9 protein-coding genes are annotated in these 17,270 nt (G+C 71.4%); 1 reads left to right on the top strand and 8 read right to left on the bottom strand.

Annotation, left to right across the window (positions count from 1 at the left end; genetic code table 11):
* Positions 1 to 1,914 (top strand): non-ribosomal peptide synthetase, encoded by a 1,914-nt coding sequence (locus ACFUPX_RS01570; protein ID WP_383314006.1) that lies wholly within the window; start codon positions 1 to 3, stop codon positions 1,912 to 1,914.
* Here ACFUPX_RS01570 and ACFUPX_RS01565 read toward each other — a convergent pair.
* From ACFUPX_RS01565 to ACFUPX_RS01530, 8 genes are read right to left on the bottom strand one after another with little or no spacing between them, the layout of a single operon-like run.
* Positions 1,898 to 3,079 (bottom strand): methyltransferase domain-containing protein, encoded by a 1,182-nt coding sequence (locus ACFUPX_RS01565; RefSeq protein ID WP_383314004.1) that lies wholly within the window; start codon positions 3,077 to 3,079, stop codon positions 1,898 to 1,900. The genes ACFUPX_RS01570 and ACFUPX_RS01565 overlap by 17 nt on opposite strands.
* Positions 3,076 to 9,126 (bottom strand): amino acid adenylation domain-containing protein, encoded by a 6,051-nt coding sequence (locus ACFUPX_RS01560; protein WP_383314001.1) that lies wholly within the window; start codon positions 9,124 to 9,126, stop codon positions 3,076 to 3,078. The genes ACFUPX_RS01565 and ACFUPX_RS01560 overlap by 4 nt, the downstream gene beginning before the upstream one ends.
* Entirely contained in the window at positions 9,119 to 11,053 is a 1,935-nt protein-coding gene (locus ACFUPX_RS01555; protein WP_383313999.1) for a condensation domain-containing protein, read from the bottom strand. Before ACFUPX_RS01555 ends, ACFUPX_RS01560 begins: the two co-directional genes overlap by 8 nt.
* On the bottom strand, positions 11,050 to 11,997 hold the full coding sequence (locus tag ACFUPX_RS01550; protein WP_383313996.1) for a TauD/TfdA family dioxygenase: 948 nt from the start codon (positions 11,995 to 11,997) through the stop codon (positions 11,050 to 11,052). Before ACFUPX_RS01550 ends, ACFUPX_RS01555 begins: the two co-directional genes overlap by 4 nt.
* A 5-nt stretch (positions 11,998 to 12,002) precedes the next feature.
* Positions 12,003 to 12,248 carry a hypothetical protein gene (locus ACFUPX_RS01545; protein WP_383313993.1) on the bottom strand — a complete coding sequence of 82 codons (246 nt, stop codon included), beginning with the start codon at positions 12,246 to 12,248 and terminating at the stop codon, positions 12,003 to 12,005.
* Complete coding sequence (locus ACFUPX_RS01540; protein ID WP_383313990.1) at positions 12,245 to 12,469, bottom strand: MbtH family protein; 225 nt, start codon at positions 12,467 to 12,469, stop codon at positions 12,245 to 12,247. The genes ACFUPX_RS01545 and ACFUPX_RS01540 overlap by 4 nt, the downstream gene beginning before the upstream one ends.
* Positions 12,466 to 15,888, bottom strand: coding sequence for an amino acid adenylation domain-containing protein (locus tag ACFUPX_RS01535; RefSeq protein ID WP_383313987.1), 3,423 nt, complete (start codon positions 15,886 to 15,888; stop codon positions 12,466 to 12,468). The genes ACFUPX_RS01540 and ACFUPX_RS01535 overlap by 4 nt, the downstream gene beginning before the upstream one ends.
* Complete coding sequence (locus tag ACFUPX_RS01530) at positions 15,885 to 17,177, bottom strand: MFS transporter (protein WP_383313984.1); 1,293 nt, start codon at positions 17,175 to 17,177, stop codon at positions 15,885 to 15,887. Before ACFUPX_RS01530 ends, ACFUPX_RS01535 begins: the two co-directional genes overlap by 4 nt.
* Positions 17,178 to 17,270: the final 93 nt, after the last annotated feature.

The following is a 17,270-nucleotide window of genomic DNA, read 5'->3' as shown; positions in this document are numbered from 1 at the left end:
ATGAGGGTGACGGTGCACCAGGAAGCGGTGGCGGACGGCGAGTTCGCTTCTTCCGTCTACGACTGGTTCGCCGGACAGGCGGAACGGCGGCCCGATGCTCCGGCCGTCGTGCAGGGCGATGTCCGGATGACTTTCGGGGAATTGCACTCCAGGGTCATCCAGTTGTCCGAGGAACTTCTGGGGCGCGGGGTCCGTCCGGAGCAGCCTGTCGGACTCCTCGCGGACCGTTCCCCCGGCCTCGTCATCGGTGTCCTCGCCATCCTCGGGGCGGGCGGCGCCTATGTGCCGCTGGGCACCGATCTCCCCGCACAACGGCTGGCATTCATGGTGCGCGACACGTCCATGGAACTCGCCGTCACCGATACCGACGCTGATGCCGTCACTGACGCCGTCACCGATGTCGATCACCAGCGGCTGCTGGCGGACGAAGGCGTGCGGGCCGTGCCTCTTCTCCGTACCGGCTTCACGCCGCCCTCGACGCGCACCCCCACCCAGCCAGGCCCGCCGGACCCCGCACGTCTCGCCTATGTGCTGTACACCTCCGGCTCCACCGGGCACCCCAAGGGCGTGGCGGTGGAACACTCCGGGCTGTCGAACTACGTCCACTGGGCGGTGTCCGAGTTCTCCGGCGGTGAGCCGGTCGACGCGTATCTGCACACGCCGCTCAGCTTCGACTTCTCCCTGACCAGCTTCTTCCTGCCGCTCGTCACCGGCGGCACCCTCCACCTCGCCCCACGAGGCCAAGAGGCCGAGGACCTGGCGACGGCCGTCCAGAACCCGTCCTTCGACCTGGTGCGCCTGACTCCCTCGCACATCGAGATACTCCTGGCACGTCTCGGCGACCGGCACGGGCTGCGCGGGCCACGGCAGTTCGTCGTCGGCGGCGAGGTCCTGCGCGCCCGCCATCTCACGGCCCTGCGGCGGCTCTTCCCGGACTCGGTCGTCTACAACCACTACGGGCCGACGGAGACTGTGGTGGGCCGCTGCTTCCTGCGCCTGGACGCCGCCGCCGGGTTCCACGTCGAGGAGTACGCGCCGGACGACCCGTTGCCGATCGGCCACCCCATTGCGCGTACGCACGTGAGCGTCGACTACGGAGACGAGGAGCAGGCGGCCCAAGGCGTAGGCGAGTTGCTGATCGGTGGGGTGGGCGTGGCTCGCGGCTACCTCAATCTTCCCGAGGCCACAAAGAAGGCGTTCAGCGTGCTGCCCGACGGCGCGGGGCGGCTCTACCGCACGGGAGATCTGGTGCGGCTCGACGCACGGAGCCGTCCTGTCGTCGTGGGCCGGGCCGACGGCCAGGTGAAGATCCGCGGCCATCGCGTCGAAGTCGCGGAGATCGAGGCGTTGTTGTGCGCGATGAAGGGCGTACGCGCGGCGGCGGTACTGAAGGCCCGCGAGCCACGGAATGCGCTCGTCGCCTTCGTCGTGCCGGAACGCAACAGTTCCTCGCGTCTCGGATCGGGTTCGGGACCCGACCACGGGCACCTGCGGGCCGAACTCGCCGCCGCCCTACCGCCGTACATGATTCCCCAGCACTTCTCCGCACTCGACGAACTGCCGCTCACCCGGCACGGAAAGCTCGACCGCGGTCTCCTTCAGGATCTGTTCGCGAAGTCGACGTTCGAGAAGGAGGAGGGCCCGGCGTATTCCTCCCGCACGAAACGCGAGGGCGACAGCGGCGGCCCCGACGAGTTGACGCGCAGAGTATGCGCCCTGTGCGAGCGCGTCCTCGGTGTGCACGGCGTTGGGTCCGGTGACAACTTCGTCGACCTGGGCGGGGATTCCATCACCGCGATGAAGCTCGCCGCCGCCTGCCGGCGCGAGGGGATCACCGTACGCAGCGTGCGGTTCCTCACGGCGGACAGCCTCGCCGACGCGTTGCGCGGGGCAGCGGTCAACGGCGCGCGCTGAGCAGGAACATCTGGCCCGCGACCGTCGGATCGTGCGCCGTGCGGTCCCGGTCGAGATCCGCGAGCCGCGCCAGGTGGTCGGCGTTCGTCCCGGCCGCACCGGCCCCCGTCACCTGCCAGTCCGGGAACGTGCAGAAGGGCGCGGTGCGTACGTCGCCGAAGCCCGCTGCCGTGAACTCCGCGCCCAGCAGCTCCCGTTCGGTCAGCTGGCCCCTCAGCTGGGCCATCTCCGCCGGGGAGTAGAAGGACAGGAACGTCTGGAATCGGCAGGCGGGATCCCACGCACTCACCACCAGGAGCCCGCCGGGCCGCAGCACACGGATCGCCTCGGCGAGGAAGCGCCCGCGCTGACTCCCCGACAAGTGGTTGACCGTGCCCATCATGCAGGTGATCAGGTCGAAGCTGCCGTCGCGAAAAGGCATCGCCGTGCCGTCCGCGACGGCGAACCGACGCGCCCAGCGCTCGTCCACGCACACGCGGATCCCCGCGTCGCTGAGGTCTATCCCGTACGACCGCACCCCGAAACGGTCGAGCACCTGGGGGTAGCGCAGGGTGCCGCTGCCGACGTCGAGCGAGGTGGCCACGGCGGGGACATCCCCGACGGCGGTGAGCAGCTGGAGCAGTTCAAGACGCTTCTTGACGCTGTCGTGCAGGCCGGTGTGGTCGAACTGGACGTAGAACAACGCGTCGTACGCCGCGATCCGCGAATCGGAGGTCCCGAGCAGGCCGCGCGCCTCCAGGTCCCTGACGAGCGCGGAGGACGGAGCCCTCGCGCCTGCGCGCGCCCGGCTGTCCTCGCAGAGCTTCCAGGCGTCCTCGTACGTGGCGTCCCAGGCCAGCAGCGTCTCAAGGCGGTCGGCCGCTTCGGCGTGCCTGCCCTCCTCGCGCAGGGCTCGCGCGCTGTCGTACAGCAGGCGCTTGTCGTCGTCGCCCGGCCCGCTCAGTGCCGCCTGCTGGTAGGCGATGGCCGCGGCCGATTCCGCCCCGAGACGCTGGAAGCACTCCCCTGCCATGTACAGCGCGCGTGCCCGCAGTTGGGGGTCTTCCGCGGCCTTCTGGAGCAGGCCGACCGCCGCGCGGTGGTCCCCCGCCTCTGCCAGCGCCAGGCCCTCGTCGAGTACGGTCCGGGTGTCGTCGAGGACGATGTGCGGTGTCTTCGTCTTCATCGGGTGGCTCCCGCTCCTGGGTCGTCGGTCGAGGGCAGGGGCGGGGGCAGAGTCAAGGCCTTCAGGGTGTGGACGAAGTCGTCGAGCAGTGCGGTCATGGTCGTCTCCTCGAACAACTCGGTGCTGTACTCCAGGAACCCGGAGATTTCCCCGTCCGCGTCGGCCGGGCTGATCCCGTCCCGCACCTCCTGGCTCTCCTGGAGGATCAGCGCCACGTCGGACCTGGTGGTGTCGAGGCCCATCGGGACCGGTGCGATCCGCAGCCCCGGTATCTCCATGCCGGACCGTCCCGGTGTGTTGTTGAGGACGAGCTTGGTCTGGAACAGCGGGCTGTGCCTGCGGCTGCGCGGCGGGTTGAGCGCTTGGACGACGCGTTCGAAGGGCACGTCCTGGTGGCTGAGCGCTTCGAGCACCGTGCCGTGGACCCGCGCGAGCAGCTCGCGCCAGGTCGGCTCGCCCGCGAGGTCGACGCGGAGCACCAGCTGGTTGACGAAGAAGCCGAGCATCTCCTGTGTCTCGGGGGCGGTCCTGCCCGCGACATCGGTGCCGACGGTGACCTCCTGCTCCCCCGTGTGGGCGCACAGGGCCGCGCCGAGCGCGGTGAGCAGCACGGCGAACGGAGTGGCACCGGACTCGCGGCACAGCCGCCGGATCTGGGCCACGGTCTCTGCCGGGATCACCACCGGGAGCAGTCGGCCGCTGCCGGTGGGCCGGGCGGGGCGCGGGTGGTCCGTGGACAGCAGGGGCAGCTCCGTGACGCCGGCCAGCCTGCGCTTCCAGTGGGCGAGCTGGGCGTCCAGGTGGCCGTCGTCGAGCAGCCGCCGCTGCCATACGGCGTAGTCGGCGTACTGGAGCGTCGGCGTGGGCGGGTCGGGTTCGCGGCCCTCGGCGAAGGCCTCGTAGAGCTCGGCGAGCTCGGCGTTGCACAACCCGAGCGACCAGCCGTCGTGCACGATGTGATGCAGGGACAGCAGGAAGGCGTGGTCTTCCGGCGCCAGACGGACCAAGTGTGCGCGCAGGACCGGCCCTTGGGCGAGGTCGAAGGGGCGGTGGTACTCGTCCCGCACGAGCCGAGCCAGTTCCGTCTCTTGTACGGTCCGGGGCAGGGCGCTGAGGTCGAGCAGCGGGCACGGCACCGGCTCGGGCGGCCGGATCTCCTGCCGGGGCGCTCCATCGGGCGCGGTGATCAGCGTCCGCAGCACCTCGTGCCGGGCGACGAGCGTGTCGAGGGCCCGGGACAGCGCGTCGGCGTCCAGCGGGCCGTGGATCCGGTCGAAGACGGGGACGTTGTAGCGAGGGTCGCCCGGGTTCAACTGGTCCATGAACCAAAGGCGTTCCTGGGCGCACGAGGCGGGCAGCACGCCGGTGCGGGGCGCGGCGGTCAGCTGCGGTGGCGCCGCGCCGGGTGCGGGTTCGCGCAGGGCGTCGACGCAGGCGGCAAGGTCGGCGAGCGTGCGGTGGTCGAAGGGGGCACGCGCGGGCAGGGCGACGTCCAGGCGCTTGCGCAGGCGGAAGACGACCTGGAGGGTGAGCAGGGAGTGCCCGCCGAGACCGAAGAAGTCGTCGTCGGGAGTGACGTCGCCGCAGTCGAGCAGCTCGTCCCAGATGCCGGCGACGACCTGCTCAGTGGCGGTGAGTTCCCGGGCGGCCACGGCCCATACGGCCCGCTCCACGACCGCGGGGTCCGCCGCGAGACGGCGCAGTTGGGTGCGGTCCGTCTTGCCGTTCGAGGTGAGCGGGAGTTCGGGCAGCGGGACGTAGTGGGCCGGAAGAAGCGGCTCGGGCAGCCAGTTCCGTACGTGCGCTTCGATGTCGGGGACGGTCATCGCGCAGGCCCTGCGCCAGTGCGGGTCGTTGGTGTGCCGCCGTGCGTCGAAGGGCTCGGTGTCGGGCTGCCGGGCGGGGGGCGTCGCGTCGCGGTGCGTCATGGCGGGCGAGGCGTCGGCGGGCGAGGCGTCGGAGGCCGGGGCATCACGGCGCACCAGACTCACGTCGTACGCGCCGTCGGGCCGCCCTTCCAGCCAGCTCAGCTCCACCTCGTACGCGCACTGATCCGCGAGCTCCCACCAGTCCTCTGGGGCGCAGCCCTGCGAGGTCAAGGCCTCGGCGCGGGCGCGGAGTTCACCCACGGATGAGGTGGGCGCACGGTTCTCGATGAGGTCGCGCAGGGAGAGTGCGCCGCTCAGCCGGGAGTTGCGCACTCCGGTGAGGCGCAGGCGCTCGGGGCGTTCCCGCTCGACGAGGTTCAGGAGCTCGCCCGGTGCGAGGGGTGAGGTGGCCCAGTCGAGCACTGTGCCGGTGGGCTCCGGCGCGGGTGGCTTGGGGCCGACGGTGAGGATGACGTCGTAGCGGTAGTGGCTGAGTTCGTTGTCGTCACGGCCGCGCTTGGGCAGGACCCGCACCTGCGCGACTCGCGCCTGGCGGGACGCGAAGTCCTCGAACAGCCGTGGTTCGACACAGAGTTCCGGGTCGAGGGCGCTCTGGCGGCTGATCCGGGAGCGTAGTTCGGCGAGGCGCATGTTCGCGGGGGCGCGGTGCACCTGGACGGACGTGTGGAACAGGTCGAGCAGCTGCAGGCTGCGCAGATCGCCCAGGAAGACGTGGCCGCCGTCCGGCACCGCGTCGACGGCCTGGCGGAGCACGTCCAGGAGGTAGTCGGCCGAGGGGAAGTACTGGATCACCGAGTTGAGCACCACGGTGTCGGGTGCCGGGGCCGTCGTCTCCGGGGTGATGCTCCGGTGGGCGGGAGCCGTGCGGACCTCGATCCGGCCGGGCGGGAGGTCCATGGCATCGACCGCGCTCTGTACGTGCGCCACAGCGGCGGCCGAGAGGTCGGTCGCCCGGTAACTGCGGGCGTCCGGCGTGAGGTTGAGCAGAATCATGCCGGTGCCGCTGCCGATCTCCAGGACGTGGCGGGGACGCAGGGCGCTGATGCGCCGGAGCGTGTCGTCCAGCCAGCCGCGCATCTGGGCCTCGTCCAGGGGCCGCCCGGTGTAACTGCTCAGCCAGCCCGCGAGGTTGAAAGAAGCGTCGTGGTCCGCGGGCAGGTCTCCGTAGGTGGTCTCGTACAGGCGGCGCCACTCCTCGACGCGGTCGCCGTCCCAGTTCCGCTCGCTCCGTGAGCCGTCCCGCAGGCAGACGAAGGCGATGATCCGCTCGTCGCCCGGTGCGCGTCGCACCACCTCGACGGCACACTGCCGCACCTCGGGATGACTGCGCACCGCGGCTTCGACCTCGGCGGGTTCGAGCCGGTGTCCGCGCACCTTGACCTGTTCGTCCTGTCGGCCCAGATATTCGAGGTCGCCACCGGGCAGCAGCCGGACCAGGTCTCCCGTGCGGTACAGCCTGGCGCCGGGGACCGTGCTGAAGGGGTCGGGCACGAAGCGTTCGGCGGTGAGCGCCGCCCGCCTCCAGTAGCCCTGCCCCACTCCGGCACCGCCGACGCAGGCCTCGCCCGGCACGCCGACCGGCACCGGGCGCAGCGAGGCGTCCAGGACGTGGACACGGACATGGGCGATCGGCCGTCCGATCGGCACCCGGCCCCCGCTGCCCGTCCGCGCACCGCTGCCCGCAGCGCTCCCCGTCTGCGCACCGCTCCCCGTCTGCGCACCGCTCCCCGCCTCGAAGGCGGTGCAGGCCACGGCGGTCTCGGTGGGCCCGTACTCGTTGATGATCCGGGCCGCCGGTGTGCCCGCTCGCAGGGCGGAAAGGTCCTCCTCGTGCAGGCCCTCCCCGCCGAGGACGACCGTCCGTGCGGGCAGAGCGAGCGGTGCGCCGTCCGCGGCCTGTTCCAGGAGCCTCAGGTGTGAGGGCGTCAGTTTCACGAAGCTCAGGTCGGCGGCGTCGGCCAGCAGGTCGCGCAGCGCGGCATCGGGCGTGCCGTCGGCGGCCGGTGCCGGGAGCAGCACGCGCTGTCCTGCGAGCAGGGGCGCGAAGACGCTCGTCACGGTCAGGTCGAAGGCGAGGGGCGAGTGCACGGGTACGCCCGCTCCCGTGGCGGCGGAGTAGTGGTCCTTGGCCCACAGCAGGTAGTTGACGATGTTGCGGTGGGTGAGCAGGGCCGCCTTGGGGCGGCCCGTGGAGCCCGAGGTGAACATGAGGTAGATCAGGTCGTCCGCTGACACCCGTACGTCCGGCGGCTGCGCGGGCCGCCGGGCGATCGCGTCGGCTTCGGCGCCAGGACGGACGACGCGGGCTCCGGCGGGGTCCACCTCGACCGGCAGGCCGTCGTCCGCCACCAGAACGGCGGCCCGGCTGTCGGCGAGCATGGCGTTCGTCCGGGACGGCGGGTGGGAGGGGTCGAGCGGCACGTAGGCGGCGCCGGTCTTGAGGATCGCGAGCAGCGCGGTCACCGTACGGGGGCCGTGGTCCATGAGGACGGCCACGACGGTGCCGGGCCGGGCGCCGGCGTCCCGCAGGTGGTGGGCCAGCCGGTTCGCCCCGCCGTCGAGCTCCTCGTACGTGACGGTGCGGTCCGCCCCGGACACGGCGATCGCGTCGGGAGTGCGGGATGCCTGGGCCGCGACCAGTTCGTGCAGGGGTGTCCCGCAGGTCTCGGTGCCGGTGTCGTTCCACTCGCCGACGATCCGCCGCAGTTCGCGCGCGGACAGCACCGGCAGCGCGGAGACGCGCTGCCCGGGGTCGGCGACCACGGCGGAGAGCAGTTCGCCGAGGGAGTCGCAGATACGGCCCACGGTGGTGGCGTCGAAGAGGTCGGTGGCGTAGTCGACGAGGCAGTCGAGCCCGGCTTCGGTTTCGAGGATGTTGAAGTCGAGGTCGAAGCGGGAGGACTCGGTGGCCGTGTCGAGCAACGTCGCCGTCAGGCCGGAAGGGTGACCGGTGACGGGCGGTGTGTTGTGCAGCGTGAAGTTCACTTGGTAGAGCGGGTTGCGCGCGAGGTCGCGCTCGGGGAACAGGCGCTGGGCGATCAGGTCCACCGGGACGTCCTGGTGGGCGTGTGCCTCCAGGCAGGTCTGCCGTACCCGGGCCAGATGTTCCGCGAAGCCGGGGTCGCCGTCGAGGCGCGTGCGGAAGAGCACGGAGTTGGCGAAGAAGCCGACCAGGTCGTGCAGTTCGCTCTGCCGCCGGTTGGCGACGGCGCCGCCGATGAGCATGTCGTCCTGTCCGCTGTAGCGGTACAGCACGGTGGAGAGCGCGGCGAGCAGCGTCATGTGGAGGGTGACTCCGTGCTCCTCCCCCAGCTCGCGCAAGGACTCGGTCAGCTCCGCGTCGACCACGAAGTGGTGGGTGGCGCCCCGGTGGCTCTGCACCGGGGGCCGGGGCCGGTCGGTGGGCAGGTCGAGCCGGTCGGGGGCGCCGCTGAGGTGTGTTTCCCAGTAGGCCAGTTGCCGCCGGATCTCGTCGCCGTCCTCGCGGAGGGACTGCCAGCGAGCGTAACCGGCGTACTGCACCGGCAAGGGCGGCAGCGGACTCGGCAGGCCGAGCGTGAACGCCTCGTACAGAGCGGTCAGTTCACGGCCGAGGACGGCGAGGGACCAGCCGTCCACGGCGACGTGGTGGAACACCGAGAGGAGTACCGACTCCTCGGCGGACAGCCGCAGCAGCCTGAAGCGGACGGGCGGGGCGGCCGTCAGGTCGAAGGGGATGCCGTGCTCGGCCTCGATGAGGCGGTCCGCCTCCGCCGCACGCCGTGCGGGCGCAAGCCCTCGCAGGTCGACGACGGGCAGCGGGGCACGCGTGGCGCCGAGGACGCGCTGCACGGGGACGCCGTCGACCGTGGGGAACACGGTGCGCAGGATCTCGTGCCGGGCGGTGATCTCGTCGAGGCAGCGGCGGAGCGTGGCCGGGTCGAGGCGCCCGGTGAGCCGGAAGGGGTTCACGCTGGTGTAGCCGGAGCTCTCCGGCTGCAGCGCGCCCAGGAAGAGGATGCGGCGCTGCGCCGACGACACGGGTGCGTCGCCCTCGGTCGGCCCGGCGAACAGGCTCAGCGGCGGGGTGATGCGGCGTTCGCTCAGCTGCCGGAGCAGTTCCGCACGCTTCTTCGCGCTGAGGTTCTGGATCCGCTCGGCGAGATCGGCTTCAGGCATGGTCCTCCTGCCCCTCCAAGGCGGCCACGAGCGCCGCCAGTTCATCCGCTTCCGTGCCGTCGGTCATCGCGGTGTCCGGGGCGGCGGCGATGACCTCGGCGAGGCCCGCGGGGGTGGGCAGGCGGAAGAACGCCTCCAGGGTCACGTCGGCGTCGTAGCGCTCCTGGACGTGGGTGATGAGGACCGTCGCCAGGAGCGAATGGCCGCCGCACCGGAAGAAGTTGTCGTGGCGTCCGATGCCGGTGCGGCCGAGGAGTTCCTCCCACAGGGCGGCGAGTTCACGCTCCATGGGGCCGACGGGTTCGGAGTGAGCGGCCGACGAAGGGGCGGGGGTTGGGGGTTCGTCGTCTCGGGAGGGCGCGGCCATCAGGCGGCCACGCCCGTCGGAGCGCACCGCGATGCCGGTCGGCCGCGCGGGAGCGTCCGGCCCGTCGCGGCGCAGGAGTTCACCGACGGCTCCCTGCGGCGCGGGGTGGCCGTAGGGATCGCGGACGGTCAGCGCGGCCTCTGCGGGCAGGTCCGCGAGAGCCGCCGTCCGGCGCAGCTCGTCAGTCAACGCGTCCGCGGTGTAAGCGCGTTCCTCGGCCAGGGCGAGGTCCCGTACGGCATGGTCGGGCCGCTCGGCCAGTTCGCGCAGCGCCCGCTGCCAGGCGTGCCCCAGGGCGGCGACGGTGTCCCGGTCCCACAGCTCGGTCGCGTAGTCCAGGGTCGCCGAAAGACGGCCGGCCGTGCTCGCGACGGTGCACACCAGGTCGAAGGAGGTGACGGTGGTGGGCGCTTCGCGCATCCGGATCCGCAGTCCCGGCACGGACAGGTCGTCGTCCGGTTCGACGATCATCTGGAACACGATCTGGAACAGCGGGTTGCGGTTGGCCCGCCGGTCCCCGCCGTGCGCCGCAACCAGCCGCTCGAAGGGCAGATCCTGGTGTTCGTAGGCGTCGTGGCAGGTCTCGGCGGTGGCTCGCAGCACGTCACGCGATGTGTGGTCCTCACGCACCGGGGTCCGCAGCACCACCATGTTCACGAAGGAACCGATCACGTTCTGCGTCTCGGGCCGGGCCCGGCCCGACGTGGTGCCGCCCACGGCGAGATCGGTCTGACCGCTGTAGCGGTGCAGGGCGACATAGAAACCGGCGAGGAGCGCCATGAACAGGCTCGCTCCCTCCCGTCGGCACAGCTCGTTCAGCCGGTCCGCGAGGTGGTCGTCGAGCGGGACGGAGAGCTCCTGTCCGCGGTAGGAGAGCTGTTCGGGCCGCGGCCGGTCGGTGGGCAGGGCGAGTTCGGGCAGGTCGCGGACGCGTTCGCGCCAGTGGGCGAGGTGCCGGTCGTGGCTGCCGGTCGCCTCCGCGCGCTGCTGCCAGGCGGCGAAGTCGGCGTACTGCAAGGGGAGTTCAGGCAGGTTGTGCGGGACGCCTGCGGCATGGGCCCGGTAGAGCTCCGAGAGCTCGCGCAGGAGGAGCGCGAGGGACCAGGCGTCGGCCACGATGTGATGGAGCGTCACCAGCAGGACGGACCGCTGGTCGGTGAGCCGGATCAGCGTGGTCCGCAGCAGGGGCACCCGCCGCAGGTCGAAGGGCTCGGCGGCCTCCTGGCGGGCAAGGCCTGCGACCAGAGCTTCCTCGTCCGCGGGAGTGCCTCGGCCGAGCAGGGCGCGCAGGTCCACGACGCGCAGCGTGGGCCCGTCGTCGGTGACGATCTGTCGCAGCTGTCCGTCCAGGACACGGAAGCAGGTGCGCAGGCTCTCGTGGCGGCGCACGCATCCGCGCACCGCCGCGTCGAGCGCCGCCGGGTCGACGTCACCGGTCAGGTCGAGGGCGCGGGCGACCGTGAACGCCCCTGCCCGGCTCGCCAGTTCGTCGAGGAAGTACATCCTCGCCTGGGCGTACGACGCGTCGCTCACCAGGGCGGAGACGGTCCGGCCCGTCATGCCGGTCGCCTCTGCCCGGCCGCCTCGACCGCCTCGGCCATGGCGACGGCGATCGTACGGGGGCGGGTGAACGGTTCACGGCCGTGCGCGGTGAGCATGTTGTCGACGACCAGGACGTCGTCGCGGGCGTAGTCGAACCGCGTGGCCGCCGAGCGATAGCACTCGCGCACATGCGCCACGACGTCGTCGGGGATGGCCGCGCCGTCGCCGAAGTAGCTCTGGTTGGGCAGATCCTCCTCGCCGAACAGCTCCAGCATTCCCTCACGGTTCTCCGGTGACAGCGTCGAGAGGTGGAAGACCGCGGCGTGGTTGAACCACACCTCCTCCCCCGTCTCCGGATGCCGGTGCACGGCCTCGCGCACCGATGACGTGCGCAGCCTGCCGTCCGCGCGCCACTCGGCGACGACGCCGTTGGCCGCGCAGAACCGCTCCACCTGCGCGCGGTCCCCGGTGTCGTAGACCTCCTGCCAGCTCAGCCCGAAGTCGGGGCCGTAGTTGCGCACGACCATCCAGCCGCGCCGCTCGAACTCCTCGCGCACAGCCGGATCGAGGGCGTGCAGCACGCGGCGCGTGTCCGACAGCGGGGTGGCCCCGCCTCCGCCCGGTGGCTCGACGCAGTAGAAGTACAGGCTCATCGGCCAGGACACGCGGTAGGAGTTCTCGTTGTGGAAGAAGATCTCTTCGTGCGGCGGATAGTCGGTGGAGGTGTAGACGCGGCCCTTGATGGTGCTGCGCGGCGAGGACCGCTCCTCGTAGGGCAGTGGGTCCGCACCGGACAGGGCACGGACCGCGGACTCGAACCCGTCGACCCCGCCGACCGGGAAGCCGCGCAGCAGGACGGCGCCGTTGGCGCGCAGCCGCCGCCTCATCGCGGTCCGGTCCCCGCTGATCCGGTCCAGGAGACTCTCGCCCTCGTGTGCCTCGATGACGTGGGGCAGCTCCACGGCCGTCACTCCCGTCCGGCGGGCGGCTCGAACCGCAGCTCGTCGGTGCAGAAGGCACGCCACTGCGGCGTCGCCGCGTCCCACAGCACCCCTTGGTCGGCCTGGACCGGGTGCCGCACGACGGCGAGATCGTCGCGCACGTACACCACGGTGTCGTCGGGCAGCTCGCGCTGTTCCCCCGCCGCCGATTCGGCCCAGCCCGCGAAGCCGCGTACGTCGCCGATGAGGCAGCCCAGGTAGTACGGCGTCATCCCGTGGCCTCCCGCTCGATCCGGCGGCGCAGGCTCAGCGGCCGCATGTCGGTCCACACGGTCTCGATGTGCGCGAGGCACTCCTCGCGCGATCCGCCGTGCCCCGCGTCGTCCCAGCCCGCGGGCCGCTCCTGCCCCGCGGGCCAGATCGAGTACTGCTCCTCGTGGTTGACGACCACCCGGTATCCGTCCGGGTCGCCGCCGTGCGCTCCAGCCGTCATGAGCCCTCCTCGTACGCGATGCGTTGGCGGGCCACCGGGACGATCCGGTCGATCCTGCCGGGTCCTGCGTCCGTCCCGCCGTCGGTGGCGGACTCGGCGAGCAGTTGCTCGACCAGTGGCGCCAGACGGGCCACCGTCGGAGCGCGGAAGAAGGCCCGGACGGTGATGTCCACGCCCCAGGTGTCATGAGCGGCGGCGATCACCCGCATCACCATCAGCGAGTCACCGCCGTGGCTGAAGAAGTCGTCGTGCACGCCGATGTCCGCGCGCCGCAGCGCGGTGCCCCACAGGCCGAGAAGGGTGTGCTCGACGGGGGTGCGGGCCGGCCTGGAGGTGCCGGGCGGGGCGACCTCGGTGCCGGGGGTCTGCGCCAGTGCGGCACGGTCGAGCTTGCCGTTCGGGGTGAGCGGGAGCTCGGCCAGGAGCACCAGGCGGTCGGGCAGCATGTACAGCGGCAGATGCTCGCGCAGCACGCCGTGCCAGTCGACGCCTTCCTGCCCGCCCCTCGGTACGAGGTAGGCGTGGACGCGTTTGGCGTCCTGCTCCCCCTCGGTGAGGACGACGGCGTCGCGCACGTGCGGGGAGCGGCGGAACGCGGCCTCGATCTCGCCGAGTTCGACGCGGTAGCCGCGCACTTTCAGCTGCTGGTCGCGGCGGCCGAGGAACTCGATGCGCAGGCCCTGCGGCCCGTGGCGGTAGCGGCCTCGGTCTCCGGTCCGGTACATCCGCTCGCCGGGCCGGGCGGCGAAGGGGTGCGGCACGAAGGCGTCCGCGGTGCGGCCGGGGGCGCCCAGGTAGCCGCGGCTGAGGGTGGGGCCCGCGATGTACAGGGTGCCGGGCACGCCCGGGGGCACGAGGCGCATCCGGTCGTCGAGGAGATACGCCTCGGTGCCGGGCAGGGGGGTGCCGATGAGTACGGAGCGGGTGTCCTGGTCGTCGGCGCCGACGGTGAAGTAGGTGCTGTCGATGGTGCCTTCGGTCAGGCCGTAGCAGTTGACCACGTCCGTGTCCGGTCCGCACAGCCCGCGGATCCGCGCCAGCTCGTCGGCGGGGAAGGTGTCCGAGCCGACGATGAGCAGCTTGAGGAAGGCCAGGTCAGCGCGGTTCTCGGCGACGTGCGCCGCCAGGGTCCGCAGCACCGTGGGCACGAAGTCGGCGACGTCGACGCCCTCCTCGCGCATCAGCCGCAGCAGCCGGGCGGGAAGGAGAAGGGTCTCGCGGGGGCAGACGACGAGGGTAGCGCCGGACCCGATGCAGCGGACGAGCTCGCCCAGGTAACCGTCGAAGCTGAAGTTGGCCATCTGCAGATGAGCGTGGATACGCCCGCGCAGGGCGAAGGCGTGCTCCCAGGCGAGCTGGATGCGCCGGAGCGATCCGTGCGTGGCCATGACGCCCTTCGGACGCCCCGTCGAACCCGACGTATACATGACATAGCAGAGGCTGGCGGGGTCGAGTCGGCGGGCGGGGCGGGTGTCGGGGGTGCGCGCGGGGCTGGCCCCGTCCCGGTCGCCCCCGCTCGGGTCACCCCCGTCCGGACCCGTGACCAGACTGCGTACGGGATCACCGGCGAGGTCGGAGACGATCGACTCCTGGGTGATCACCACGTCCACCCCGGCGTCGGCGACGATCATCGCGCGACGGGACGCGGGGCTGTCGAGGTCGAGCGGCACATGGGCGGCGCCCGTCTTCCACACCGCGAGGACCGCGACGACGCTCTCTGCGGAGCGCTCCATGTAGATGCCGACGCGGGCTCCGGGGACGACGCCATCAGCGAGCAGCCGGTGGGCCAGACGGTTGGCGGCACGGTCCAATTCGCCGTAGGTGAGACGGGTGGCGCCGTGCACCAGGGCGGGGGCGTCGGGCGTGCGGTCGGCCCACTGCTCGAAGACGTCGAGCACGCAGTCTTCTTCGACGGGCGCGGCTTCGACGGGCGCGACCTCAACGGGCGTCACTTCGACGGGCGCCACTTCGACAGGCGCGACCGGGGCTCCCGTAGCGGCGGCGAGCAGCAGGGCGCAGTCGTCGGAGCCGAGCGCTCCGGTCAGGGCGACAGGCTGCTCCGGGTCCCGGGTCATGTCGTCGAGCACGGACCGCCACAGGTGGAGCAGCGCTTCGATGGTCTCGGGGCGGTAGAGCCCGCTGTCGTAGTGGGCGAGGACGTCCGTATGCCCCTCCTCGGCGAACACGTCGACGGTCAGGTCGAACTTGGCGACGCCGATGTCCACTTCCTCGGCGCTCGCGGTCAGACCGCCGGGTCCCGTGCGGGTGGAGGGCGTACCGATGTACTGGAAGGTGACGCCGAAGAACTGGTCGTCCCCGTCGCCGCGTTCGCTGTCGAGGGCGGCGACGACGTCCTGGAAGGAGACCGCCTGGTGTTCGTACGCGCCCAGGCAGGTCTGCCGGACCCGGGCCAGGGCCTGGCGCACGGTCGGGTCGCCCGACAGATCGGCGCGCAGGGCGAGCATGTTGAGGAAGGGCCCGATCAGCAGGTCGGCGTCGATGTCCTCCCGCAGGGCGCTCGGCGTACCGACCAGGATGTCGTCCTGGTCCATGTGGCGCGAGAGTGCGATCACGAAGCCGGTGAGGAGCACCATGAACGGCGTGACGCGCTCGGATCGCGCCAACACCCTTATGCGGTGCATCAGTTCGGGGTCGAGCGTGCGGCGTGCGGAGGCAGCGGGTGGTGTCGTCCGTTCGGGGGGTGTGCGGTCCGGGGGCAGTCGCCGGACGTCGGGGAGACCGGCCAACTTCCCTTGCCAGTAGGCCAGTTCATCCTCGTAGGTGGGATCGCCCGCGCTCAGGTGTTGCCGTCGGGCGACGAGGTCCGCGTACTGGGCGGGCAGCGGGGTCAGCTCGGGGGTTCGGCCCTCGGCCCGTGCGCCGACGATTTCGAGGAACTCGTCGAGGAAGACCTGCCGGGACCAGCCGTCACTGATGATGTGGTGCCAGTTGAGCAGCAAGGTGTGGTCGTCGTCGGCCGACCGCAGAAGGGCCGTGCGTATCAGGGGGCCGCATTCCAGGTCGAACGGGCGCCGGGCGTGCTCCTCGGCCAGGCGGTGCGCCTCGGTGTCGCGGAGCCCGGGGCGCAGTCCGGTCAGGTCGATCAGGGGTGTGTCCAGGGGCAGTTCGGGCTCGACGCGTGTGCGCGGGACGCCGCCGTCGGCCGGGAAGCTCGCGCGCAGGACGTCGTGTCTGCGGACGATCTCGCGTACGGCGCCGGCCGTCACGTCGGCGTCGAGCGGGCCGGTCAGGCGGATCGCCGAGCAGGAGTTGTACAGCGCGGTGCCGGGGTGCATCCGGTCCAGGAACCAGAAGCTCTCCTGGGCCGGGGACAGGGCGCCGGGGCCAGGAAAGCCAGGGGTGCCAGGGGTGCCAGGGGTGCCAGGGGTGCCAGGGGTGCCAGGTATGCCAGGGCTCATGCGACCTCTTCCGCCGGGCTGTCGACGGCGTGCGGCCGGGCGATGCCGGTCAGCATGCCGGTCAGCGCGATGGCCAGTACGGCGACACCGATGACGAGACAGATCGTGGTGACCCCGGCTCCGGCGGCGACCGCGGTGGTGAGGGCCGCACCGATCGGACCCAGGGCCGTGTGGATGGTCCAGAACACGGACGTGACCCGGCCGAGCAGGTGGCTGGGGGTCACCTCCTGGCGCAGCGACATGGAGGAGATGCCCGCGATGCCGGTGCACATCAGGGTGATCGCCATCAGCACGGCGATCACGGGGACGCTTCCGGACAGGCCGATCCCGGCGACGGCGAAACCCGCGACCGAGAACGCGCAGATCCAGGTCGCGCCGAACGCGAACCGTCTGCGCACCCGGGCGACCACCGCGGAGGCGATGAACGAGCCGACGGTCCCGGCCGTCAACACATAGCCGACCGTGGTGTCGGGGTGGTTCAACTCGTCCTTGACCAGATAGATGACGAGGTCGGTCAGGCCGTAGATGAGGAAGGTGATCAGGGACAGCAGGAGCGTCAGGGGCCTCAGCACCGGGTGCAGCCACAGGAACTTGGCCCCGGCCAGGAACTCGTTGCGGATGGAGCCGTGTTGGGCGGTGTCGGACGTCCGAGGCCTGCCGTTGAACTTCACGAGAAGGACGCCGAGGGCCGAGACCGCGAAGGTCGCGGAGTCGATGCCGATCGCGGCGGCGGGACCCGCGGACGAGGCCACGAAGCCCGCGAGCGCGGGCCCGGCGACGCTGGCGATCGCGTACGTCGCGTACATGTGGCCGTTGGCCTTGGTGATCTGGTCCGGCTGGACGATGGCCGGCACCACGGTCACGTAGGTGACCTGGAAGAGCATCGAGAAGCATCCCGCGATGGGGACGACGGTGTAGATGAGCCAGACGGGCGTCGAGGAGATCCATGCCAGCGGGATCACGAGGTAGAGCAGACAGCGCGCCCCGTCGGCGAGCATGAGCAGCCGTCTGCGGTCGAAGCGGTCGGCGACGACACCGGCGAAAAGGCCGGTCAGGATCGACGCGACACCGGTGAGCCCGGTGACGAGGCCCATTTGGAGGACCGAACCCGTGCTGTGCAGCACCAACAGGGGCAACGCGACATAGGAGAAGGAGTCACCGAGCGCGGAAAGGGTCTGAACGCCTAAGAAAATTCGATATGCGGGGTTGCTCCATAAAGAGGGCGAACCGCCCTCCGTACCCGTCGGCCGTGCCTGATCCTGGTCTTCGGACAGTTCCCCTGACGGCATGGGTTCCCCCAATCCAGATCTGCCGACGGGCAGTAGATCACACGCCCTGAAGGCCGTCAAGGATGCCTGGAACAGGCTCCCTTGACAGGCCTC

Source organism: Streptomyces sp. NPDC057302, assembly GCF_042667685.1.
Lineage (GTDB): Bacteria > Actinomycetota > Actinomycetes > Streptomycetales > Streptomycetaceae > Streptomyces.
The sequence above is the reverse complement of the archived record's forward strand: the minus strand, read 5'-3'. Positions and strand labels throughout refer to the sequence as shown.